Below are 24764 nucleotides of genomic sequence, written 5' to 3'. Positions count from 1 at the left end.
TTAATCTGTTTTTAAACTTTTCACAGGGTTCATGAGTGCTGCTTTGATGCTTCTATAGCTGATAGTTAGAAATGCTAAAAAGATTGTAGCTAAACCGGCAAGCACAAAAATCCACCAATTTAATTCAGTTCGATATTCGAAATCTTGCAGCCAGTTTTTCATTGTATAATACCCTAATGGAAAGGCTATAAAAAATGATATGCCAATCATATACAAAAACTCTTTTGAAAGTAAAGCGACAATTTGGGGCACACTGGAACCTAATGACTTACGGATACCAATTTCCTTAAATCGCCTCTCAGTTGTAAATGTTATAAGGCCATATAAACCCAAACAAGCTATGAACACTGTGAGAATTGCAAAATAGCCTAATATAGAATTCATATTGGATTCTTTCTTGTAGGTTTCATTAAAAAGTTCGTCTAAAAAAGCATAATCAAACTCTTCTCCCGTGCCAAATGCCTGCCATTTTTGTTGCATATTAGCAAGCAACCCAGAGATATCTCCTGTTTTTGTTTTGACTATTAAGCCATAATATGGATTATACTGCATAATCATTGGTTCAATGGGTTCATGTAAAGAGCGAGCATGAAAGTCTTTGATAACGCCTATAATAGTGAGTGCTTGATTTTGGTTATTGGATTGTTTAAAAATTTGTTTTCCAATTGGATCATCAGTTAATCCAAAAGTTTTTAAGGCCGTTTGGTTCAAAATCACATTTTGATTTTCTGTAGAAAAATCTTTCGAAAAGTTTCGCCCTTTTATCAAACGCATACCTAATGTTGGAATATACTCCTCGTCGATATTATACGATCGCGTTCTAATCTTATCTGGTGAATTGGCAGATGTTTTAATTATTTCCATGCCGTCGTCTGTTGGGCCAGCTGGAATAAACGCCGACATAGTTATACTTTTTACCTTGGGGTCAGCTAGCAATTGGTCCTTGAAAACCTTTAGGTTATTTCCTAATATTCCTGCATGTCGCATGACTATTAAGTTTTCTCGCTCATAGCCCATATCTTTATTGTGGATGTAATCCATCTGCTGATTAACTACCAAAGTAGCTATAATGAGCGATACCGAAACCGCAAACTGAAAAACAACCAAAGTACTCCTGATTCCTTTGTTTCCACCTGAAGAAAATTTGTTTTTCAAGGACTCTAAAGGCTTAAAAGAAGACATGAAAAATGCGGGGTACGCACCAGACAAAATACTGACTATTAGTGTCAAAACTAAAAATATAACCAATGTGGATGGTCTTAGCAATAGTTTCCAATCCAAAGATTTTCCTGAAAGGGCATTAAAATATGGTAAAAAAACAAAAACTAAAGTCACTCCTAAGACCATAGACAGAAGCACGGAAAGAAAAGATTCGGATAAGAATTGTAGCACCAATTGGTTCTTGGCAGACCCTAAAACTTTCCGCATGCCTATTTCTTTTAAGCGTTTTGAGGCTCCAGCTGTTGATAAATTCATAAAATTAAAACAGGCTATCAGCAACATCAAAAGGGCAATAGCCCCAAACATATAAACGGTTTTTATATCTCCACCCGTTGATAAGTCTCCATTTGTGAAATCAGAATAGAGATGGATTTTGGTCAATGGCTGTAAAAATAGTCCGATGGAATTTCCTTTGGAAATAAACTCTTTAAATGACATTCCAAAACCAGACCTTATCTCGTCACCCATATATTTTTCGGCTATAACAGGCAGTTTTGCTTCTAAGGTTTCGATGCTATTTTGATTATTTAGCAATAGATAAGTTTGAAAACTCCCTGACATCCAACTTTGGCTTTTAGCGTCCATATTATTAGCCAAAGATGTAAAAAGATCAAACTGAAAATGGGAATTCTGAGGAATATCTTCAATAATACCACTGACAGTAAAAAACCCCATTCCTTCAATTTCTAAGGTCTTGCCTACTGCCTCTTCAGAACCAAAATAGGTCTTGGCTTGAGATGAAGTTAGCACAACTGAAGATGGATTTATTAAGGCCGATTTAGCATCTCCATTTTGAAATTTAAGTGTAAATAATTCAAAAAAATTGGGGTCAACTTGAGCCATTTTTCCGCTCCTCAGTTTTTTCTTACCTGTATTTACCTTCTGAATATTAAACGTGTTCTTTAGGCGAGTATAGTCCAAAACCTCTGGAAATTCTCGTTTGAGGGTTGCTCCTACTGGTGCCATCACTGAAGACTCCCGTATGTTTTCGTCCCCAAGCTTTGCCTTCAAAGTAACTCTGGCAATTTTATTTGCATTTTTATAAAATCTATCATAGCTGAGTTCGTCAAATACAAAAAGTGAAATAATCAAACAGGTAGCTATACCAATACCTAAACCTGTAATGTTTATCAAAAACATCACTTTGTTTTTTTGGAGATTCCTCCAGGCAATTTTTATGTAATTTTTAATCATTTTAATATTTGTCTAAATACTTAAAATAAATATTTTGAGAAATTTTCAATCCGCTTTTAAACTTTTGACGGGGTTTAAGTTTGCTGCTTTATAGCTAAAGAAACCAATCGTAAATAATGCAATTATGAATATAGCTACGAAAAACAAGGCCATGAGCGATATATTTATTTCGGGATGAAATACAAAAAAACTTTTAAAAAACACTCCTCCTATAATGCCTATTGGAATGGCAATTAAGCTGGATATAAATATTAATTTTAGAAAATTTCCAGACAATGTTTTAACAATGTTAAATACAGATGCTCCCATCACTTTTCTAATGCCTATTTCCCTAAATCTTTTTTCTGTATTATAAATAACCATTCCCAACAATCCCATCACCGCTATTATGAGAATTACAAAGCAGGCCATTCCCATCATTTTCATATCTTCTGCGGGATAATATCTTTCATAAAGTTCTATTTCTGACCATCCAAACGACTGCTGCTGAAACGGATATTGTTTTTTCCATAAGCTTAACATTTCTGCTTCAAAATCAGACTTGCTGGTTTTAGTATTTGTCTGAATCACAATGGTTTGAAATGCGGCAGGATTATATTGAAATACCAAAGGTTGGATTGCAGATTGATAATTGAAATGACAAAAATTCTTAATTACACCTATTATTTCCACTTCGCTGTTGTTCAAAATCATTGATTTACCAATAGCTTCTTTAGCAGAGCCTAGTCTTAGTTTTTCAATTGCTTTTTCATTAATTATTACAAAGTTACCGGCAGAATCAGAACTCGAAATTGGCAAATTTTGACCAGCTAGAAAACTCAAATGCATGTTCTCAATAAAATTTTTATCTGCAGCGTAATAATAACTTGCTTGATATTCATCTTTTTTGTCGGCCTTTATGGCATATTCGGCAGCTGAACCACCAAATGGAACAGAGCAGAGACCGACTTTTTCTACATTTTTGTTTTTAGAAATTTCGTTTATCAACAGAGGATAGTTTTCATCAGAAATCGAAATGTTGGCGATGCCTTTTCTATTGAAATTTCCATTTTCTGTTGCCATGTAATTAAACTGATTGTACATGTGGCCTATCTGAAAAATAAATGCCATAGCCACTACAAACTGTATGACCATAAGAACTTTACGAAGATTAAATTTACCAAAACTTGAGGGAGAAACGGACCCTTTCAGCACCTTAACGGGCTGAAAACTTGAAAGAATCCAAGCCGGTAAACTGCCTGCTGAAACACCCAAAACTAAAGTGAAAAATACAAAAAGAAACATAATAATATATTGATTATCCACTTCCCAAGTCACCCAGTTAACATGAATGTATTGTTTCATAAACATCAACACCAAAATGCCGATTAATAAGGCAAAAAAAGCAATCATTATGGCCTCTACCATAAACTGAAGGATTAATTGAGAACGAACGGCACCCATTACTTTTCGTACCCCTACTTCCCGCGAGCGATTTAAAGAACGAGCCAATGTAAGGTTAGTATAATTAAAACCCGCTAATAACAATATCATAACCGGAATAGTGAAATTGAAATAAATATCACTCCATCTGTTTACATAAGGGTTATTTTGAAGGTCTTCTTTGCTTGGCGAAATACTGGCAAGTGCTTGCTTTCTAAAATCGTTTCGTTTCTTAAGATCAATCAAAAATGGATTCGTTTTTTTTGCAATTTGTGCAAGAGCTAAATCCAGAGCTTCTGGTCTAGTTCCGTCTTTGATTTTCACAAAAGTATAATTTTCATAATCTCCCCAAGATGGCTGAGCGTTAGGAAAAGATGACATAGAAACCATAACGTCACTTTGAAATTGTGTTTCTTTTTTAAAAGGTTTCAAAACACCTGTTATCTTAAAAACGCCGAATGTTGGGTGTGTAAGCGTTTGCCCAACAGGATTGTTTTTACCATAAAATTTTTCTGCCATTTCACTACTTAAAACCAAAGTATTTGGTTCAATTGGCAAGCTCCCATTTTGAATTTTAAAATGGAAAATGGAAAAGAAAGTGGGTTCAACATATAGGGTATTTACCCTTAGTGACTTTATTGTATTATTTAGTTCCCAATTGTATGCTCGAGCTGTCTTTGTGGCTGTTTCAATAGTTGGATAATCATTTTCCAATAAATCGGCCAATAAATAAGGAGTGGAAGCATAATGTGTTTGACCGCCTTCATTGGTTTTTTCGTCTGTTATAATTCTAAAAATCCTTTCTGGGTTTTGGTGAAAATTATCAAACTCAAATGTACTCTGTAATTGCAAAAGAGAAAGCAAAGCAAAAGGCAATGCAAGACCCAAACCAACGATGTTAATAAAGGAAAAAAGCTTGTTTTTCCAGAGACTTCTTATGGCAATTTTAAAGTAATTCTTAATCATAATTCAATTTTATTTTAAAAATGAAGGAGCTAAACTTACCTATGAAATTTTGACTCCTCCATTTTAAACAAATAGATTTTTCATAACCTAAACTTATAAGGTCAAATGCCATGCCAATTGCATAGTGAATTAATCTTCAGGTATTTATGATTTATTGTTTCTAATTTTTCGTCCGTAATCGAACACTTTTGTACGTCATTGGACGTGGAGTTTAGTTATTTGAAAATAATGCAATAAGATCTTAATCAGTGATTAATGTTTAATATTCTTTTGTTTTTTCTACTTAAGATGAATTCATATTCAATATCCTTATAATCAAATTCATATACTTAATTTTGACTTTAGAATTAAAATTCTCAATTTTATCAAATATCCCTGAAATATTATAAAACCTATGGAAATTCTTGCTGAAATTCTGAAAAAAATCTCTCTGAAATTTTTTGGTTTGTTTTTTTTGTTGATTATCAATGGTTTCATGCTAGTAGCACAGGACCCAGCAATTATCCCCAAATCTGAAGACTCACTTGTTTTATTTTTAAAAACCTATCCCAAAGACACGGTTTATGTCAGGGCTTTAAGGCCTTATACTTTAAAGCAAATTTATGATCACGCTGATTATAAAAAGGCAGATTCTTTGATTGTGGTGATTAAACAATTATCAGAAAAACTAAATTATGGTCGAGGAATTTACTTTCATTATTTATTAAAGGCATTGGTTCACAATCAAAAAACTGAATCAAAACTGGCTCTTGAAAATTTTAAAATGTGCCTGGGAACTGTCAAAAAATACAAGCTCAATAAAACTTTGGAGGAGTCTTCACTCAACAATATTGCTGTTGGCTATGAGCAATTGGGCGATAGGGAAAATGCTCTGAAGTATGCTTTGATGGCCGTAAAAGTGCAAGAAGATCCAAATTATCCAGTAAAATGGTTAGATCATGGGCCTTATGGAATGGTGAGTAGCATTTATAAGTTTCGGAAAAACTACGAAGAGGCTATTAAGTACAATAAAATGGCCTTTGAGATTGCCGAGAAAAAAGAGGATAAAATTGGAATGGCAATCCATAAAAACAAACTAGGGAATATTCTGGATGATCAAAGTAAAACAAACGAAGCCTTAAAAGAATATCAAATGGGACTAAAGTTGGCTGAAGATGCCAATTACCCTTTGTTGCAAACTGATCTTTTGGACAATGTGGGAAGACTTTTAATGCAAACTAAAAGATATGTTGAGGCAGAGAAATATTTAAAGAGGAATGAAAGTTTAAGCGAAAGTTTGAAATCTCCCGAAGCTCAGAAATCCGCCTATCATAGTTTGGGCGAGCTTTATAATGTCCAAGGGAAATTTAATCTTGCAAATGCTTATTTCAAAAAAGCGTATTCAAAAGCCAAAGATTTCGACGATTATACGGATAAATACACCACATCTAAATCTCTATCAGAAAGTTTTGCACAGCTCGGAGATTACCGAAATGCCTATCAGTATTTATTAGAAGCCAATGTGGCCAATGACTCTGTTTTTTCGGCTGACAGTGACGAAAAAATGCAAGAATTGCTCACCAAATATGAAAGCAAAAAAAAGGAGGCGGAAATTAAGCAACTGGAAACTGAGAAAAAACAAGCCAATATGCGTTTGATTCTTTTGGCTATTTTAGGGGCTTTGGTAGCGGTAATTGCATTTTTGGCTTTCAATTCTTACAAATCAAAACAAAGGATAAAAGTTTTAGAAAATACCCAAAAGCTTAGAAATCGTATTTCGGCTGACCTTCACGATGAAATTGGTAGCACACTAAGTAGTATTTCTATATTGTCTGAATTGGTGGCTTTTCAACAAAAAAAGGAGCAATTTAATCCTGAAATCATGACTCAGGTAAGCAATGATGCTAGAAATGTAATAGAGAAAATGGATGAAATCATTTGGACCATCAACCCTGACAACGATGAGTTTTATAATCTCGAAACGCGACTAAAATCTTATGCTATTCCCATGTTGGAGTCCAAAGACATTGATTTCAAATTTGATTTTTCGACGGAACTTGAAAACATCAAAATAGACATGGGCAAGCGTCGGGATATTTATTTGATATTGAAAGAAGCCATCAACAATTTGGTGAAATATAGTAATTGTAAGAATGCCAAAATAGTTGCCAGGATAAATGACAAAGCTCTAGAAATGAGCGTATCAGATGATGGCTTTGGTTTTGATATGAATGCGAAATCAGACAGGAATGGACAAAAAAATATGCACAGCAGAGCAAAGAAGATTGGAGCTCATTTGGATATTACAAGTGAATTAGGAAAAGGCACAAAAGTAGCACTAACCATTCCTATCTAAATTGTAAAACCATATATTTATCTGATTGTTTTATTGTAAAAAAAGTATTCACTTTGTCTTTATAACAAATGAGCCAACACGTGATCAAAGTAGCACTGTATGAAGACAACCTAACACTGAGGACCAGTTTGGCTCATTTGCTGCAAAGTTCTGAAGAGTTTGAGTTTCTTGGTGGGTTTGAGTCGCCTATTGAAATTCTTCAAAATTGTAAAGTGGCTCTACCAGATGTGATTTTGATGGATGTAGATATGCCACACATGAATGGCATCGAGGCCACCAAATTGGTAAAAGAGCATTATGAAAATGTCAACATTTTGATTTTGACGGTTTTTGAAGACCGCGACAAGCTATTTAGTGCATTGCAAGCTGGGGCTTCGGGTTATTTGCTCAAAAAATCAAAAATCATAGAAATCATCGAGGCCATTCATGAAATTTACAATGGCGGTTCACCCATGACACCAGCCATTGCACGAAAAGTTTTGGAGTTTTTTACTCAGCCCAAAGTGGTAAAAAATACAGAAAACAATCTTTCAGATAGAGAACTTGATATTTTAAAATGCCTTGTAGATGGCGACTCTTACAAAATGATAGCTTCTAATTGCTTTATAAGTATGGGTACGGTGCGAAGCCACATCAATAATATTTACAAAAAATTGCATGTCAATTCCAAGTCAGAAGCAGTAGTAAAGGCCCTTAAAGAAAGGTTAATTTCATAATATTATTTTAAAAATGAGTCATTTCAATACCCCAATTTCGAAGTTTTTCTTTTTGTTTATTTTTCTACTATTTGCCCAAACGGCTTTTGTTGATACCATAGGGATGTTTCCCCTTATCATTGATTTTTTGCATTGGTTAGTTCCGGCTGTTTCCAAAACTTTTAATATTGTAAGCTATCCCATCACTGTGTTTAGTAATGGAAGCGGAGATACTACCTACGACTGGGTTTTGAACTTAATTATTTTCTCAATAGCTTTCTTTGGTGCTGTCATTTGGTTTATTATGGCACGAAATAAGACTAATTATGAGCGACTAAACTATTGGTTAATAGTAGTTTTACGCTTTTTTGTGGCACTAATGCTTATTGACTACGGTTTGATTAAAATCTGGAAAATGCAATTTCCATATCCTAGTCCATACCGTCTTTCTCAAACTTACGGCGAATCTAGCCCAATGGGATTGGCCTGGACTTTTTTGGGTTTTTCGTATGGATATAACCTATTTATGGGTATTGTTGAGGTGCTGGCCGGTCTCATGTTTTGGCGTAGAACGGTAGTTTTGGGTGCTATTATTTCCCTTTTTGCCACAGTTAATGTCATGGCCATAAACTATTTTTATGATGTGCCAGTCAAAATATTTTCTACCACTCTTTTTATAATGACATTATATATTTTGTCTTATAATCTTAAGGATTTATTTGGCTTTTTTCTAACCGACACCCCTGTAAAACTTAACATCCAAAAGGCATTCAGGTTTCGAAAACCGATTTTCAATAAACTCTTAATCGGTTTTAAATATACGTTTTTATTATTCTTAATTGGAGGTGGAGTGGTATCAACAATTCAAGGTCATAAGGAATTAAATGGTCCAAAACACGAACTTTTTGGTTATTATGAACTACAAAGTGATTCAATTTCTCAAGACATAAATTGGAACAAAATCAATTTTGCTAGCAATGATCTTTTGAGGGCATATGATAAGGAAGGAACTACAATTTATCTCCAAGCAAAAGTTGATACGATTAAAAAAACACTTTTTATAAACGAAAAAGTCAAACTCAATAAAACCTGGAATTATAAATATACACTGAAGAGTGACAGCTAAATTTTAGCAAATGACAGCCTTTCTAGTAAGGTCAAATACCTACGAAAATACCCTGAAAAGTCAAGACTCATGAACCGCGGATTTCATTGGATCAATGAAACGCCATTTAATTATTGAGAAAGCAAAAACCATATATTTATCCGATTGATTTTTTTTAAATTCTATCCGAATTTTGTCTAAAAAAAGTCATGAAACATCTCCCAAGAAAGCAACATTCCGAACTCTTGCTCCAAGCCAATGAGGCAGTAAGTCATATTGAAAGCGACAAAAATTACAGTTGCTTTTTTCTAAAAAACGGTCAAAAAATTTTAATGGCCTACTCGCTACTTGTTTATCAAAAAGCACTGGAAATATCATTTGTCAGAATAAATCGCTCGCTTTTGATAAATAGAAATGCAATTGAAACTATTGTTGAAAATCGACTTTCTACCGTTGATGGTCAGATATTTATGATTTCACGAAGGCGAAAAAAAGCATTGATGGCCTTTGTATTTATGTTTTTTATTCAAATTTCGATTGTAATAGCCCAGAATGTGGTTGATGCCAACCCTCAAGGAACCGATGCCATTCTGGATGTAAAAGGATTGGGTAGTACTGTTCATCTTGGTATTGGTAAAGCGGCCATCCGTGCGAATACGGGAATTGCTGTCCAGAGTGATGCCGTAGTAGGTACATTGGGAATTTCGGGGAACTCCAATTTAAGTAATTATGGATTATTTGGTTCTGCAATTGGCCAAAGAACGGCACAATCAAACTTCGGAGTATTTGGAGTTGCAACAGGTCTTGTCAGTAATAAATCTGTGGGTGTTTTTGGAGAGGCATCTCAGAAAGGAGGTGATGCATACGGGGTGGAGGGCTATAGCTTTTTAAATGACGCAACTGCAGTCAACAAGAAGGGAGTAGGAGGATATTTTGTTTCAACGGTAACCTCAAACACGCCAAATACAATAAAATCTTATGGTGTCGAGGGAGTTTCAAACGGAACAAGTGGAGGCGTGAATATCAGAGCTGGAGTAAAAGGTGAAACCAGTGGGGTAGCCAATCAACAATCTCATGGCGTTTGGGGCGAAAACTATTTAGCTAATGGTGTCGGAAGTGGTGTTAATGGCGAAGTAATTATGAATTCAATAAGTTCTGATCTTGGCTTTGGTGGGAAATTTTCCGCAATAACCTTTTCAAACGTCAATGGATCGGCTGAAGCATTGGGAATTACAGGTTCTGTTTTTGGCCAAGGAACTGTGAGTAAAAGAGTCGGATTGAATCTTATTGTTACTGGAAATTCTTCTTTAAATTCTTATGGAATTTTTGCAAGTAATACAAATAGTAATTCGACTGCATTGATTGATTATGGTGGATACTTTAAAGTGGCCGGAACTTCTGTATCTCAAAAATATGGGCTTTTTGTAGAAACTGAGGGGTCTGGTAATCTTTATGGGGCATATATAAAAGAAAAAACAGGTATAGGTGTACTTCATCCAACCGAAAAGCTTGAAGTGGATGGAAGACTCCGATTAAGACACAATGGGAATAATGCAGGCATATTTATAGAAAATAGTAACAATGTGCTAGACGAGGCAAATTCAACTTTTGTAGGATTACAAAACGCAACGCAAAACAGTGAAAAATTTGGAGTGAAAATTAACAACGATTGGAAGCTTTTAATAGGAAATAATGGCCTAACAGAAGTAAATGGCTCATTGAATGTTGCTAACAATTTACAAGTTGGCGGCACTCTTGGCTTGGGCAGCGGAACTATTTCGAAATTTATCAGAATAGAAACTACCATGTCAATAACCTATGCTGCAAACAATTTTACAACACTTTCTGTAACAGCTACAGGTGCTGTTCCGGGTGATAATGTGGTTTTGAATTTTACAGGAGACATTGGTTCACTGTTAATATCTCAGGTTTGGGTTTCATCTTCTAACACCGTTTCGGTCAAATTATATAATCCTACTGCTACTAGTAATTCCTTTCCAAACAATACACCAGTAAGGATTATTCTTACACGATAAATAGACTTTAAAAACCATATATTTATCCGATTGACGAACGTGGATTTAAGATCCAATTTTGTAAAAAAATAATAATGTCATGAATAAATTTAATCTCTTAATTACGGCTCTGGTTTTATTTAATGTAAGTCTTTTTGGGCAATCGGTAAGTATTTCGCCAAGCAATCATTCCCATATCAAAATGTTTAAACTATCAACTAAAGTTAAACTTAGGTTGGTGGAAAGCAATTAACAATAAATGGAGATTTCAATTACTTTATTGAAATTAACTAAAAACTAACATTTTACCCTTTTAGTAAATCCAAAAAATAAAGTTTAGTTTTTAAAGTTTGCTAAGAATTTTAGATTTAAAGTAAGCATTTTTAAAAATTAAAAAATCATTTCTTTTGATAAAAAATTTTAATAAAAAACTCATGAAAAAACTAACATTTCTTATTCTTTTTTTATTTAACATAGCATTTGGTCAATCTATTACTCTTCAACCTGGCTCCGGTGGGTTTGTAGCCATTTCGTCAGTTTCATCCTTGGGTTCTTGTGGGGTAAATGATAAAGCAAAAATGGTTTACCTAAGCACTGATAACAAATTTTATACTTGCAATGGCTCCGCTTGGAGCGTAATTGGCACTTTTAATCTTCCTTATGAAGGTACTGCTAACAATTTTACGGGATATGATGGTGGTTCTTTTAAAATCACTAATACAAATCTAACTGGCGAAGCTGTAGCTATCAATGCTACCGTTATTGGAATTGACGGATTTGCAATTCGGGCTAGAGCAACCAATACCAGCCCGAGCAGTGCCTCTGGAGCTATCTATGCCACAAATTCTAGCACAAATGGAAATGGCTATGGAATAAGTGGAGGCCATGATGGTGGTGGTATTGGTTCACAAGGATATTCCAATAATGGTATTGGAATCTCAGGTACTTCTATTTCTGGCACTGGGGGGTACTTTTCTTCAGATTTGGGTCCATCCTTGCGAACGGGTACTGGCAATGTTGGAATTGGTTTAATTTCACCAAATAACATTCTCGACGTAAACGGTAGAGCAAGAATCCGGCATAACGGAAATACAGCGGGTGTATGGTTCAGCAATTCTACAAATGGCCTTTCTGATGCTGATGGTTCATTTGTTGGATTAAAAAATGATACAGAGGCGGGAATATGGATTGGAAATGCCTGGCGTTTTTGGGTAAATAATGCTGGAACCGCAAACATAACAGGAGAGGTCAATCGAACACAAACCAGTACTGCAAATGTCGTTCCTATAGCTTATGGTAATATAAGCGAAAATGGAACAAAAAATGCGGCCTCAAGCACGGATAACGTAAGTGTGGTGAGATTAGGTAATGGATTTTATGAAATAACAATTACTGGTGAAACGTATGACATGATTAATTACACCACTATTGCGACTTTAAACAATGAAAATGTATTTGGTTTTATTTCTTCGGGCTCAACTAGCGGTAAACTAACGGTCTATACCGCCAATAGTTCGGGAGTTGCTTCTGATAGATTTTTCACATTTGTGGTTTATAAAAAGTAATGGTTTTTGAAAAACTGAAGGAATAAAACTTCGAAGAATAGTATAAGCTTTTGGGAAATATGGTTCGCTATAAATATTTCTAAATCCTCACCTTCTTCCCAGTTTCGGCTGCTTTATAAATGGCATCCAATACTTTCATGTCTTTCCAACCTTCAAGCCCTGAGATGTGATCGGGCATTGGTTTGTTTTCCAAAATGATTTTACTGATAGCATCCATTTGGGCTGCTTGCTGGTTTATTTGTGGAAAGTCCATCTCTTTTTCATGTGTGCGTCCTTTGAAAGGGCCATAACTGATGGCGGGACTCAGTTCAAAACGTCCGTTTTCGGCACTTGCATAAAGCCTATCTATACCCGCCGCAAGCGTTGAAGTGGATGTACAAACTGCACCACTGGGGAACTCCATCTGCCAAGTGATAGATTCTTCCACTTCGGTAAACAATTCTTTTCGTAAAACTGGCCCAAACTGAGCAGTAACTGCAATAGGCTCTTCGCCGGTAATATATCTTCCAGCTTGTACACAATACACGCCCAGGTTCATCAAAGGACCGCCACCCGCTAGTTTCTTGTTTAACCTCCACTCGCCTTTTTCGCCAGCAAAATATCCTAGAGAAGCTTCAACAACTCTAACTTTTCCGAATACTTCCTTCTGTCCTAAACGCATCATCTCCATGTTATATGGCTCAAAATGAAGACGATAGCCCATGGCCAATTGTACATTGTTTTCTTTACAAACCTTTATCATTTCTAAACAATCCGCTGCCGAAACCGCCATTGGTTTTTCTACCAATACATGTTTTTTGGCTCTGGCGGCACGAATCGCATATTCCTTATGCATCGCATTGGGCAAAATTATATATACCAAATCAATATCAGGATTGTCTTTGATGGCATCGAAATTTTGGTAATTGTATCTGTTTTTTACTGGCACTTTGTATTCTTTCCCCCAAGACTCCAGCTTTGATGGCGTTCCGCTGACCAAAGCACTTACTTCGCAATATTCACAATCTTTCATCTGTGCCACCATGTATTCTGCATATCGGCCAAGACCCACTAGGGCTACTTTGATTTTTTTACCCTCATATTTTTGAGCAGGATTTGCTAAAGCAATTGCTGGAATTATGGCCGATGTGGCGGTTATTCCTTTTATGAAAGATCTACGGTTTATGGCTTTTTTCATGAAAAAATCAAATTTTTTAAAAATGAATCTAAGTAATTGAAAATGAAAATTAAAGGTAATAATATCCTAATGAAAGGTATTAATAAATTCAAAATTTTATAACGTGTCCAAAATACACTATATTTGATTCTTCAACCTTAAATAATATCATATGTTACTAAAATTAAAAAATTCGGCAAAGGCATGGTATATACTTTGCATGTTGTTAATCTCGGTCGAGGTTATAGCTCAAGATGGCACAATATATCCACTTGAAACACCTTCAGAACCCAAGGCAATTCAACTTGGAACAGGAGGTGTTGAAAATCAGCCTGCATCCGAAACTTGGTTTCGCCAATGGGGAGATCCGATGGCTCGCAACATTACCAAAGCCACATTAACACCTTTTTTTCCTGAAGCAGGTAAAGCTAACGGTACAGCAGTAATAGTTGCACCAGGTGGAGGTTTCAGTTGGTTATCTTTAGGAAATGAAGGCTGGGAAGTGGCCGAAGCACTTGCTAAGCAAGGAATTACCGCTTTTGTATTAAAATATAGACTTAACCCTACACCAGAAAAACTTGAAGATTTTACTGCATGGATGAATCGCCCTCGCCCTCCAGCTCCCACACCAACGGATGGCTCGAAAGCGGTAACGCCTCCACCAGCTCCACAACGAAACCTAGACAATCAATTGCAAGATGCGGAGGCAGCCTACGCACTGATTATTAATAGAGCTACTGAATGGGGCGTGGATACAAAAAGAATCGGTATGATTGGTTTTTCGGCTGGTGCAGGCCTGACCATGCATGCTACTTTACATTCTAAAACAATGAAACTGGCTTTTATTGGACCGATATATGGAGGAATGGGACCAATGGAAGTGCCCAAAAATGCTCCACCCATGTTTAATGTAATTGCCTCAGACGATTTCCTTTTTAGAGGGCAATTTGGAGTAATCGATTCTTGGTATAAAGCTGGTATACCTGTCGAATTTCACCTTTACCAAAATGGTGGCCATGGATTTGGTCTTGGAAATCCCAACCGGACGAGCAACCGTTGGTTCGATGCCTTTATTCATTGGCTAGATGTAAATAAGTTTCTTGTGGCACAATAAAATTTTATTAATAAAAATTGGTAGGATTTAAAATAAATTCTACCAATTTTTTAGTACTCCGCTTTAGAACTTTGAATTTATTTCTTACCTCCGATCAACAAACTCTCCGTAAAATTTAAAGTACTTCTTTATATATTTTCGAAATAATACAGGTTTTTTTTAGAAAAAATATTTGGATTTTTTGTTTTTTTATTCTACATTTGTAGAATAAAATATAAAAACGTAGAAATGAAGTTATCTAAAACTGAAGAACAATTGATGGAAATTATTTGGCAAAACGGGGCAATTTTCATGAAAGATTTACTTGAAGCCCTACCTGAGCCAAAATTAGCTGCTAGCACCGTTGCCACAATGTTGAAAAGAATGCAAGAAAAAGGATTCGTTGCATATAAAATTTTTGGAAACTCTCGAGAATATTATCCTTTAAAGTTAAAAGATGAATATTTCTCAAAACAAGTAAATGGTATTATTCAAAACTTCTTTGGAAACTCTGCATTTCAATTTGCATCTTTTTTTACTGCTAATGCAGATTTAAACAATGATGAATTAATAGAATTAAAGGAATTAATCGACAAACAAATAAAAAATAATGTCCCATGATAAGTTATTTTTTGAAAGTCATCCTTTGTTCGGGGATTCTATTATCATTCTATTATTTGTTCCTTGAAAAGGTTAAAATATTTCAATTTAATAGACTGTATTTGCTCAGTTCATTACTGATTTCTTTTTTCATTCCTTTGGTTGAACTAGAGATAAGTAACACACTTTTAACTCAACAAACTTTTGAATCTATAAAAGTTAAAGAAAACAATAGGCTACTAAATTACAATTTGGTTGAAACGAATAGTGATAGCAAAGTAAATGAAGAAGTTTCTTTAAGGCAGATTTTTTGGTGTGTTTATCTACTTATCTCTGGCATTTTAATTTATCGTTTTTTTAAAGGTATTTTATTCTTTAGAAAAAAAGAAATTACTAATCAATCCATTGATTATGAAGGATTTGAAATAATATTAACAGACGAAAATCAAACGCCTTTTAGTTTTCTTTCTAAAATCTATTTAAACAAAAATTTATTTGAAAATAAACAGATTGAGACGGAAATAATTGAACATGAAATGACTCATATAAAACAAGGTCATACTTTTGATATTCTATTTGTCGAATTCCTTTTTGCATTGTTTTGGTTTAATCCATTTATTGTACTCTATGGAAAGTGCATCCGATTGAATCATGAGTTTTTAGCAGATCAATCTGTTTTAAGTAAAAACACCAATAAGTCTAGATATCAGTATCTTTTACTGAACGAATTTGGGCTTACTGAACCAAGGTTACTGACAAGTAAATTTAATTTTTCTTTCACAAAAAAACGACTAAAAATGATGAACAAAGAACAGAACAAAAGCAAAGCCATATTGGTAAAAATTTCGATGCTGCCCTTATTACTGATATTAATTTCACTATTTGGAAAAATTGGAGTAGCCCAAAGTCCAAAGAATGAAACAAATGAAATAATTCCTCTAACTGAAGCTACACAAGCTCAAATGAATGAATATGAGGAACTTGTTAACAAATACCTTACAACTTTTAAAAATGGCTCCAGCACACTCATTAATACTCCAAATGACGAAGACAGAGCCAAACTTCAAGCTATTTTTTTAACGATGAACGCCAAACAACAAGAGTCTCAAAAATTCATAATGATTCCACCATTACCGCCATTAGCTATAAATAAGCCTTCTGAGAAAGAATTTGAAGCCTTTAAAAATGGAAAAGTTTACGGCGTTTGGTTAGATGATAAAAAAATTCCAAATACTGAACTGAATAAATTAAATGCAGAGGATATTTATCATGTATTTGTAAGTAAACTATATCCAAATGCCCAAAAGACCATTGGATACAAGTATAAATTCCAAGTAGATTTAATGACAAAACTCCATTATGAAAAATATCTAGCTTCGGAATTAGAAAATAAAAATTATATTTTAATGCCAAAAAAAGTTAAACTTTAGAAAAAATTTAAGACAAGGATTCTCAAATTTTGCAGAAATCCTTGTCTTAATAAAATTTCTATTATTCACATTTAAAAAGTAATATTCCAGTATAAATGGATAATGTGTTTTTGACAATTTAAAATTCTTTCACTCCGACCTCAAACTCTTCGCAGGATTCAACAATGCAGCACGAATCGCTTGAAAACTAACGGTGGTCAAGGCTACAAAATGGCTAAATCTTTCCTTCTTGGTCGCCCATTTTAAGGTCGAGAGCTATAGCCGCAATTCGGTTAGCGTCTGGCAGAAATCCATCGTACTTTTTTTCATGGAAAAAATACATGGTCAAAAACCAAAAAACAGCCAAACCGATGGATAATCCCACGACATTTATCAAAGAATAAAATGGCTGCCTTACCAGGTTTCTAAATTCTATTTTGAATCATAATTTTGCTATCTGTTAAATTTTGGCAAACCTTTGCAGCGTGCCAAATTTTGGTTGATTATTCAGACTTCAAACTATCAACCGGGTTTAATAGAGCTACTTTAGCTGCCTCAAAACTCAAAGTTGCCAATGCTATCAAACAAGTTATGAATCCTCCTAAAACAAAATACCAAAGTTTTAGATCAATACTAAAAGCGAAATTTTGTAGCCATTTATTAATTAAATAGTAAGCTATTGGACTTGAAATAACAATGGCCAATAGAATCAAAACAAAAAAGTCTTTGGTTATAAGTGTTAAAATATTAGCTACACTTGCTCCTAATACTTTGCGAATACCTATTTCTTTTGCTCTTTGTTGCGTTGCAAAAACTACCAAACCAAACAAGCCCATACAAGATATAAGGATGGCGATTCCTGTTACAGTATTTAGTAGTTTGGCTAGGCGAGTTTCGGTTTCGTAAAACTGCTCGAAAACTTTGCTATAAAACCCGATTTCGGGCATGGCCATTTCGTTTGGAAATATCTTTTTATAAATCGCGTTTATTTGGCTTTGAAGAACCTCTCTATGGTTCTTTTCTATTGATGTGCTTAAAAATGAAATGTTTCGGGCATTCTGTGGTCTAGATCTTAGGAAAATAGGCTCAATTTTGTTGTGAAGCGATTGGAAATTAAAGTCTTTTAAAACCCCAACTATTGGAAATTTAGTTTTAGTACCGTGACTGTCATAATAATCCAAGAGCTTACCTACTGCCTCTTCTGGCTTTGAAAAACCAATAGCTCTCGCGAAACTTTCATTTACCAAAAACTCCCTAACAGTATCGCTTTTCGAGATATTTTTACCTGCTAAAAGTTTTAACCCAAATAGCTTAATATAGTTTGGATCTATGCATTTTTCGTGTGATTGTACGGTAAATTCTTTCTCATCATTCATATAAGAAATACGGCTTGTAGAATACCCCTCTCTAGCTGGAACTTCGCTTAAGCTTAGAAGTTTTATGTCTGATAATTTGGCTAGTTCATCAGCTAAAATATTTTTTTTTGATCTATCAATATCCCAGCTAAGATTAAAAAATTGAATAGCATTTTTATTTATTCCGAGGTCTTTATTTAGCATATATTTACTTTGAAGTACAACCATAAACGTTCCCATAATAAATGTTTGAGCTATACTAAATTGGAACACAATTAGATATTTTCTAAGTAAACCCGAGCCATTATTCCTATTTTTGTTAAGATGGGATTTTAGAGTTTCCGTTGGAGATAATTTAGAAATAAGAAATGCCGGATAAACTCCTGATAAAAAAGAAGTTGTTAGAATAACAAAACCCAAAATAAGTATAAAATCGAAACTTGTAAAATCAAATACGAATGTGTTTGGGAAGAAATCTTTGAAATAAATGAAAGTAGGCTGAATTATTATCAAAGACAAAACGGTAGCGAACAAAACCATTATAAATGCTTCAGTAAAAATTTGCATAATCAAACTAATCCTAAAGCTTCCCAAAACTTTTCTAATGCCCATTTCTTTGGCCCTTGAAACCGCCTGAGCGGTCTGTAGATTTATAAAATTTATGATTGCCATAAATAAAACAAAAAAACTAACAGCCATTAAAATATAGATAACTTTTGGGTTTATTACTCTGTTGTAATCATTAGAATAATTGGTATCATAGTGCATTTGGTCTAGTTTCTGTAAAACTAAAGTTCGCATGCTAAACCACTTATCGCTCGTGTCCAAATGTTTAGCTAGAAACACGGGTATCTGTGCTTCAAAAGCTTCTTTAGTGTAGTTTTTGTTTAGTTTTACAAAAAATTGATCCCCCGAATTGGTATTGGTCCATTGATCAAAATTAAAATCATCTGCAAAACGTGGGTTTTCTATAGAAGCATAAGAGATGAAGTCATTAAAACTAAAGTCTGTATTCAAAGGTTGATCTTTCACTATTCCAGATACAGAAGTTTGTAAAGAATCTTCATAAATTATTTGTTTACCAATAGCATTTTTGGGGTCTATATTTCCAAAATATTTAAGCATTTTTGACTCAGTCAAAACTACTTTATTGGGTTCGCTTAGGCTAGTGTTGGGAGATCCAGCAAGCCAATCGGATTTAAAAAAATCAAAGTAAGAAGAACGACAAATTATCATGTCTGTTCTTGCATTAATTCCAAAACTCGGTTGTGGAAAAAACTTAGGATTGGTGGCATCTGGAACTTTGGCTTTAGCCCAATAAGTCCTAAAAAAAGTTGAATTTTCTATTCCCTTAAGCTCATTTACCATGACAGGAGGAATTGGAGCAGAAACGCCACCATTAAAATTGAAATCTCCCGCTTCGTTTTTAAACCTAGAGGTCAGACGATATACATTTTCTGTATCGTGTCTAAAGCTTTCGTAACTGAGTTCAAACCTTGTTAGTGAAAAAATTATTAAACAAGTACTGATACCAATAGCTAAACCTAAGATGTTTATGCTCGCAGTCACTTTATTCTTAAGGAGATTCCTCCATGCTATTTTGAAATAGTTTCGTATCATAATTTTATATTTTTTGCCACGAATACACGAATTTATTGGTGCCTTCGTGGCATTTTTTCATTCAGACTTCAAACTTTTCACGGGATTCATCAATGCCGACTTCAATGCATGGTAACTTACGCTTGCCATTGCAATCATCATAGTTAGGAGCAGTGTAAGGCCAAAATATACCCAGGTGATGTCTATCCTAAGGACAAAACTTTGCAGCCACTCTTTAGAAAAATACCATGCAGTAGGGAATCCGATTAAGGTAGAAATCAAAACCAATACGACGAAATCTTTTGATAGCAGCTGGAGAATATTACCAATATTTGCTCCCATTACTTTTCTTATTCCAATCTCCTTTTTGCGTTGTTCTGCCATAAAAGCAGCCATGCCAATCAGTCCTAAACAGGCTATTATGATCGCAATAATCGAGGCAGATTTATACATCAGACCTAGTTGATTATCAGCCTTGTAGAAGTTTTTAATGGTTTCTTCATAAAAATCTCCATTGAATGCGAACTCAGGGAAAACAGTATCATGAGCAGCTTTAATTTTTGCAACAGTTGCCTGTAAATTTTGACTTTGAATCTTTATTGAGCACTGCCATAAAAAACTTGATTTTCTTGAGAATATCAAAGGATTATTTTCTTCTTTGGCACTCGCAGTTTGAAAATCTTTTACGACAGCAGCAATCGGTGTCCAATCATTCCCTCCCAATCTAACTTCTTTACCCACGGCATCTTTGGGAGAAATATTTCCAGCTTTTTTCAGAAATGTTTCATTTACAATAAATCTCCTAACTGTATCTGTATTGGGAGGAATCGTACCGGCTAAAATTTTTAAGCCATAAGTTTCGAAATACTCTGCATCTGAAAATTTTAAACTTACATTATATCCTTCATCCTCTGCACGGTGATCATACGCAAAGTTGGATTGCCAGTTGTTAGTAGATGATGGGTTGTCGCTATTAAAACTTAAAGATTTTACTTCCGGAATATTAGAAAGCATGCTTTTTAGGCTTTCGTATCTGTTGGAAAGGTCAGTATCAACATTGAAAATATAAACACCTTCTTTGATATAACCGAGATCTTTTGTGTTGAGCATTTTTAGCTGCCCAATATTGATGAGCGTGGAAAATATCAAGAAAATAGCAATTGCGAACTGAAATATGATGAGTCCCTTTCTAAAAGAAAAACCAGCTCTCCAGCTTGAAGTATTTACTTGTCTAAAAGCTTCAAGTGGCGAAAAATTGGACATAACAAAAGAAGGATAAAGTCCAGATAATAAGCTAATTGCAATTAGTAATATGATAGAGAATGGTAACAGGAGTTTATTGGAGAAAAGTGAAAAATCCTTTGGTAGGTCGAAAAGTTCGGTTAGCCAATGCTGACAAACAGATGCCACTATTACGCCAAGTATCAAAGATAAACCCGCCACCAGAAAAGTCTCAATAAGAAACTGAGCCGAAAGCTGACTTTTTAGACTTCCTAGCGTTTTCCTTACACCTACTTCTTTCATTCTATTATTGATGATAGCCGTAGAAATGTTGATAAAGTTGAAACAAGCCATCAATATTATCAATAAACCAATAAGGCTTATTCCGCTGAGTTTGGATTTTGAGACAACCTTGCCTTTAAAATTATCAAGTTCAGCATCGAAATGCATAGTAGATATTTCCTTTAGAAAATGTTTGTTCTCGTCTTTGTCTCCCCTGCCTTCGTAAACTTCTTTTGAAAAAGCAGCTAATGCATTGTTCACTTTTTCCTTGGTTTGGTTTTCAGCTAATTGAAAATACATATGATCATTGCTACTAGTACTGTTCCAATTATCAAATTCTGCATATCCCCATTTTACGGGATTTTTGCGTTTGGTTTCATAAGAAAATACCAGATTTAAGGCGAAATCTGTGTTTAGCGGCACATCCTCTAATACGCCAACCACTCGAATAATGTCAGTATTATTTACTTTTATATATTGACCAAGAGCTTTTTCGTAGCTTCCAAAATATTTATTTGCGAAGTCTTTAGACAAGACAACTACATTGGGTTCATTAAGCGATTTGGGATTTCCTATAAGCCAAGGAAAATTAAAAACCTCAAAAAATTCAGGTCCTGCACATATGCCATCATCCTCTTCTATATACTTTTCGGGACTATCTTGGGTGGCATTTTTCATTATTGTCACCTGAGGGCCAACTATTCCGTAAATCGGAATAAATTTGCCTAATTCAGGATGTTGTTCCATCAAAGTTTTTTGGTAAGCCAATGAGCTACCAGTTGTCAAGTCTACCACACCTGACTTTGTTGTGGTTTCTTTTACAATTCTGAATATCCTTTCAGGGTCTTTATGAAAATTATCGAAGCTTTTTTCAAAACTTACATAAGCAAATATTAAGATGGCCGTAGCAACGCCAAGTCCTAAACCTAAGATATTTATTAGGTTATATCCTTTGTTTTTTTGGAGATTCCTCCAAGCGATTTTAAAATAGTTCTTTATCATAATTTTGTTATTTCTTATTTGAAAATAGGCCTTATTTGAAAATCAATAACCAGTTTTTCAATTACCTATTACTCCGTTTTCAAACTATCCACAGGGTTCATAAATGCCGTAGAAATAGTTTTACTGCCTATTGAGAAGGTCACTAAAACCAATATTAAAGCTGAAGGGATGGCAAACAGCCACCATTTGATTTCTATATGATTGGCAAAGTTTTCTAACCACATGTTTACTAATTTGTAAGCAATTGGTATTCCAATGAGCATAGAAATTACGACTGTTTTTACGAAGTCTTTAGACAAAAGAAGCATCACATTAGAAGTACTCGCTCCTATACTTTTTCTGATCCCAATTTCTTTAGTTCTTTTTACAACAGTGAATGTGGCCAAGCCGAAAAGCCCTAAACATGCGATAAAAATGGTAAACAACGTCAAGGCTCCAAATACTTTTTGGAAACTCTCTTCGGCTTTGTACTGCTGGTCATACTCAGTATCTAAGAAGAAATATTGAAATGGTTTTCCTGCAAAATTCGCTTCAAATTGAGACTTTACCAGAGCTAATTGCTCATCGGCTTCGCCACTTTGAAACTTGACACTTATATGCTCTTGTTCGGAAGCTGAATATATGTGAATAATTGGTAGCTGTGGTGACTTTGGTGAAAACTGACTGTAATTTTTGACAACACCTTTGATATTCCATTGGCTTCCAAAGAAACTTATTTCCTGTCCTAGGGCTTCTTGGGCCGTTGGAATACCCCAAATACGAATAGCTTCTTCATTGACAATTACCTCCTTTTTTTTATCGGCTTCATCTCCATATCCAGACAAACTATTAGAATTGTAATTTTCGCCTGCAAGGAACTTTATGTCCATAAGACCAAAATAGGCAGTGTCAATTTGGGTTAAATTGAAGTTAAAATTGGACTTCTTTTGAGTTTTTGACAGATTTATACCTGTAGTGGTACTAAAAGCCGATTGCGGTGAACCAGGTACTGCAGTTGAAGTAGCTACTGACTTGACTTGCGAATAAGACATAAGACTTTGCTTAAAAACCGCATAGTTTTTCGAAACGTCGCTTCCATAGGGTGTCCGTATAACGATAGTTTGCTTGGTATTAACGCCAAGGTCAACATTCCTCAAAAATTTAAGCTGATTGTGCACAGCAAATGCTTGAACCAGCAATACAACCGTAATGCTAAACTGAAAAACAACCAGCGATTTACGAAGTAAAACACCTTTTTTAGAATGAGAGAAACTTCCTTTCAACACTTGAAAAGGAACAAAAGATGAAAGTACCATAGCTGGATAAATACCAGAAAGAATGACATTTAGCATTAAGAAACCAGCTAAACTCAACCAAAAGAAAGAGTCACTGAATAGGGAGAAACCACTTGGAAGACCAGCCGTTTCTACAAAAATTCCTCGAATTAAAGCAATAACTAAAATTGCCAAAACCCCTGCAAATAGATTCACCATTATAGATTCTATAAATACTTGAGTCTGGATTTGAAACTTGGTAGAACCCACTACTTTTCTCATTCCCATTTCTCTTGCACGATCCATTGCTTTGGAAGTAGTAAGATTCACATAATTAACCAAAGCACTAATGATAACCAAAAAGGCAACTAACAGAAGCAAAAAAACGGATCTTGCTTCCCCGTTAGGCTCTATTTCAAAACCCTTGTTGGAATATAGGTGAATATCGGCAATTTTCTGCCCTATAAACCTTTCGTCAGAAATGATTTTTTTTTCAACAAGCCCTTCATTGAATTTGACAAGGTTTTTGGTGAAATTTTCATAAGAGGCGTTGGGTGCTAATTCTACATATGTTAGCGTATTATTTCCGCTCCAGTTATCTTCTTTCTCACCCAAGTCAGATAGCATGGTAGGATATGAAAGAAGTATGTCAAACTTCAAATGGGTGTTACTGGGACTATTTGGTATCACACCAGTAACTTTTAATGTAAGCTTATCACCATCTTTAAGCTTAAAACCAACCAACTTGATAGTTTTACCCAATACGTCAATTGAGTTGAAGTATTTCATAGCGGTTGCTTCAGAGAGTACAACCTCTCTTTCTCTTGTCATAATACCCTCCTTTTTACCAGCAAGTAAAGGGATAGAAAACATGTCAAAAAAAGACGAATCTACCGCAAAAACTTTTTCGGCAATAAACTGTCTATCATCTACCTCAATAGTAACGGAAGGTTCTCCTAGGGGGTAAGCTCTTGTGCCATTTGAAACTTCAGAAATCTGATCAATAAGCAACCTTGCCAAAGGTGGATTTGTCTCACAATCTTGAGAAACCACCGATTCTCCACTGATGATATCTGTGGTTAATCTGACAATTCGGTCGTTTTTGGGATAATTGTCTTCATAGCTAAGTTCATATCGGACATATTGGACAATCATCAGCGTAATAGCCAAGCCAAATGCTAATCCAAGCAAATTTATTGCAGTGAATGATTTGTTTTTGACGATGGTTCTCCAAGCGATTTTGAAATAGTTCTTTATCATTCCTTTGTAAATTGAT

16 protein-coding genes are annotated in these 24764 nt (G+C 34.8%); 9 read left to right on the top strand and 7 right to left on the bottom strand.

The window, feature by feature from the left end; translation table 11 throughout:
• On the bottom strand, positions 1-2415 hold the full coding sequence (locus tag EGI22_RS01335) for an ABC transporter permease (RefSeq protein WP_255065832.1): 2415 nt from the start codon (positions 2413-2415) through the stop codon (positions 1-3).
• Positions 2416-2460: 45 nt separating this feature from the next.
• Entirely contained in the window at positions 2461-4803 is a 2343-nt protein-coding gene (locus tag EGI22_RS01330; protein WP_255065831.1) for an ABC transporter permease, read from the bottom strand.
• Between the two features lie 475 nt (positions 4804-5278).
• On the opposite strand from EGI22_RS01330, the gene EGI22_RS01325 reads away from it, so the two are divergent.
• The 6 genes from EGI22_RS01325 to EGI22_RS01300 all read left to right on the top strand — a co-directional run bounded on the left by EGI22_RS01325 (position 5279) and on the right by EGI22_RS01300 (position 12518).
• A complete protein-coding gene (locus tag EGI22_RS01325; RefSeq protein ID WP_255065830.1) occupies positions 5279-7138 on the top strand; it encodes a histidine kinase in 1860 nt (619 codons plus the stop codon).
• A 68-nt stretch (positions 7139-7206) separates the two neighbouring features.
• Positions 7207-7854, top strand: coding sequence for a response regulator transcription factor (locus tag EGI22_RS01320; RefSeq protein ID WP_255065829.1), 648 nt, complete (start codon positions 7207-7209; stop codon positions 7852-7854).
• A gap of 13 nt (positions 7855-7867) precedes the next feature.
• A complete protein-coding gene (locus tag EGI22_RS01315; protein ID WP_255065828.1) occupies positions 7868-8959 on the top strand; it encodes a hypothetical protein in 1092 nt (363 codons plus the stop codon).
• Positions 8960-9147: 188 nt separating this feature from the next.
• On the top strand, positions 9148-10974 hold the full coding sequence (locus tag EGI22_RS01310) for a LytTR family DNA-binding domain-containing protein (protein ID WP_255065827.1): 1827 nt from the start codon (positions 9148-9150) through the stop codon (positions 10972-10974).
• A gap of 79 nt (positions 10975-11053) precedes the next feature.
• Complete coding sequence (locus tag EGI22_RS01305; protein WP_255065826.1) at positions 11054-11206, top strand: hypothetical protein; 153 nt, start codon at positions 11054-11056, stop codon at positions 11204-11206.
• A 181-nt stretch (positions 11207-11387) separates the two neighbouring features.
• Positions 11388-12518 (top strand): hypothetical protein, encoded by a 1131-nt coding sequence (locus EGI22_RS01300; protein WP_255065825.1) that lies wholly within the window; start codon positions 11388-11390, stop codon positions 12516-12518.
• A 79-nt stretch (positions 12519-12597) separates the two neighbouring features.
• Here the strand turns inward: EGI22_RS01300 and EGI22_RS01295 are convergent, their stop codons facing one another.
• Positions 12598-13695, bottom strand: coding sequence for a Gfo/Idh/MocA family protein (locus EGI22_RS01295; RefSeq protein WP_255065824.1), 1098 nt, complete (start codon positions 13693-13695; stop codon positions 12598-12600).
• A 151-nt stretch (positions 13696-13846) separates the two neighbouring features.
• Between EGI22_RS01295 and EGI22_RS01290 the strand changes: the two genes are divergently transcribed.
• From EGI22_RS01290 to EGI22_RS01280, 3 genes are all read left to right on the top strand, one after another.
• A complete protein-coding gene (locus tag EGI22_RS01290) occupies positions 13847-14788 on the top strand; it encodes an alpha/beta hydrolase (protein ID WP_255065823.1) in 942 nt (313 codons plus the stop codon).
• A gap of 228 nt (positions 14789-15016) precedes the next feature.
• Positions 15017-15388 (top strand): BlaI/MecI/CopY family transcriptional regulator, encoded by a 372-nt coding sequence (locus EGI22_RS01285; RefSeq protein ID WP_255065822.1) that lies wholly within the window; start codon positions 15017-15019, stop codon positions 15386-15388.
• Positions 15385-16797: a M56 family metallopeptidase gene (locus tag EGI22_RS01280; RefSeq protein ID WP_255065821.1), complete on the top strand. Its 1413-nt coding sequence runs from the start codon at positions 15385-15387 to the stop codon at positions 16795-16797. The genes EGI22_RS01285 and EGI22_RS01280 overlap by 4 nt, the downstream gene beginning before the upstream one ends.
• Positions 16798-17011: 214 nt before the next feature.
• On the opposite strand, the gene EGI22_RS01275 is transcribed toward EGI22_RS01280, so the two are convergent.
• The 4 genes from EGI22_RS01275 to EGI22_RS01260 form a co-directional block, all read right to left on the bottom strand.
• The gene (locus tag EGI22_RS01275) at positions 17012-17161 is read right to left on the bottom strand and encodes a hypothetical protein (protein WP_255065820.1); all 150 of its coding nucleotides are present in this window, start codon (positions 17159-17161) and stop codon (positions 17012-17014) included.
• A gap of 118 nt (positions 17162-17279) precedes the next feature.
• Positions 17280-19751: an ABC transporter permease gene (locus tag EGI22_RS01270; RefSeq protein WP_255065819.1), complete on the bottom strand. Its 2472-nt coding sequence runs from the start codon at positions 19749-19751 to the stop codon at positions 17280-17282.
• Between the two features lie 57 nt (positions 19752-19808).
• Positions 19809-22235, bottom strand: coding sequence for an ABC transporter permease (locus tag EGI22_RS01265; protein ID WP_255065818.1), 2427 nt, complete (start codon positions 22233-22235; stop codon positions 19809-19811).
• Between the two features lie 68 nt (positions 22236-22303).
• Positions 22304-24748, bottom strand: a complete 2445-nt coding sequence (locus EGI22_RS01260) for an ABC transporter permease (RefSeq protein WP_255065817.1) — start codon at positions 24746-24748, stop codon at positions 22304-22306.
• Positions 24749-24764: the final 16 nt, after the last annotated feature.

Source organism: Lacihabitans sp. LS3-19 (genome assembly GCF_024343575.1).
In the GTDB taxonomy this organism is placed as follows: domain Bacteria; phylum Bacteroidota; class Bacteroidia; order Cytophagales; family Spirosomataceae; genus Leadbetterella.
This window is presented reverse-complemented; position numbering and strand designations above follow the sequence as displayed.

What these genes read in the sequence shown, in the direction of transcription:
- EGI22_RS01335 (WP_255065832.1), bottom strand. Translation starts at nt 2,415, where the DNA reads ATGATTAAAAATTACATAAAAATTGCCTGGAGGAATCTCCAAAAAAAC.
- EGI22_RS01330 (WP_255065831.1), bottom strand. Translation starts at nt 4,803, where the DNA reads ATGATTAAGAATTACTTTAAAATTGCCATAAGAAGTCTCTGGAAAAAC.
- EGI22_RS01325 (WP_255065830.1), top strand. Translation starts at nt 5,279, where the DNA reads ATGCTAGTAGCACAGGACCCAGCAATTATCCCCAAATCTGAAGACTCA.
- EGI22_RS01320 (WP_255065829.1), top strand. Translation starts at nt 7,207, where the DNA reads ATGAGCCAACACGTGATCAAAGTAGCACTGTATGAAGACAACCTAACA.
- EGI22_RS01315 (WP_255065828.1), top strand. Translation starts at nt 7,868, where the DNA reads ATGAGTCATTTCAATACCCCAATTTCGAAGTTTTTCTTTTTGTTTATT.
- EGI22_RS01310 (WP_255065827.1), top strand. Translation starts at nt 9,148, where the DNA reads ATGAAACATCTCCCAAGAAAGCAACATTCCGAACTCTTGCTCCAAGCC.
- EGI22_RS01305 (WP_255065826.1), top strand. Translation starts at nt 11,054, where the DNA reads ATGAATAAATTTAATCTCTTAATTACGGCTCTGGTTTTATTTAATGTA.
- EGI22_RS01300 (WP_255065825.1), top strand. Translation starts at nt 11,388, where the DNA reads ATGAAAAAACTAACATTTCTTATTCTTTTTTTATTTAACATAGCATTT.
- EGI22_RS01295 (WP_255065824.1), bottom strand. Translation starts at nt 13,695, where the DNA reads ATGAAAAAAGCCATAAACCGTAGATCTTTCATAAAAGGAATAACCGCC.
- EGI22_RS01290 (WP_255065823.1), top strand. Translation starts at nt 13,847, where the DNA reads ATGTTACTAAAATTAAAAAATTCGGCAAAGGCATGGTATATACTTTGC.
- EGI22_RS01285 (WP_255065822.1), top strand. Translation starts at nt 15,017, where the DNA reads ATGAAGTTATCTAAAACTGAAGAACAATTGATGGAAATTATTTGGCAA.
- EGI22_RS01280 (WP_255065821.1), top strand. Translation starts at nt 15,385, where the DNA reads ATGATAAGTTATTTTTTGAAAGTCATCCTTTGTTCGGGGATTCTATTA.
- EGI22_RS01270 (WP_255065819.1), bottom strand. Translation starts at nt 19,751, where the DNA reads ATGATACGAAACTATTTCAAAATAGCATGGAGGAATCTCCTTAAGAAT.
- EGI22_RS01265 (WP_255065818.1), bottom strand. Translation starts at nt 22,235, where the DNA reads ATGATAAAGAACTATTTTAAAATCGCTTGGAGGAATCTCCAAAAAAAC.
- EGI22_RS01260 (WP_255065817.1), bottom strand. Translation starts at nt 24,748, where the DNA reads ATGATAAAGAACTATTTCAAAATCGCTTGGAGAACCATCGTCAAAAAC.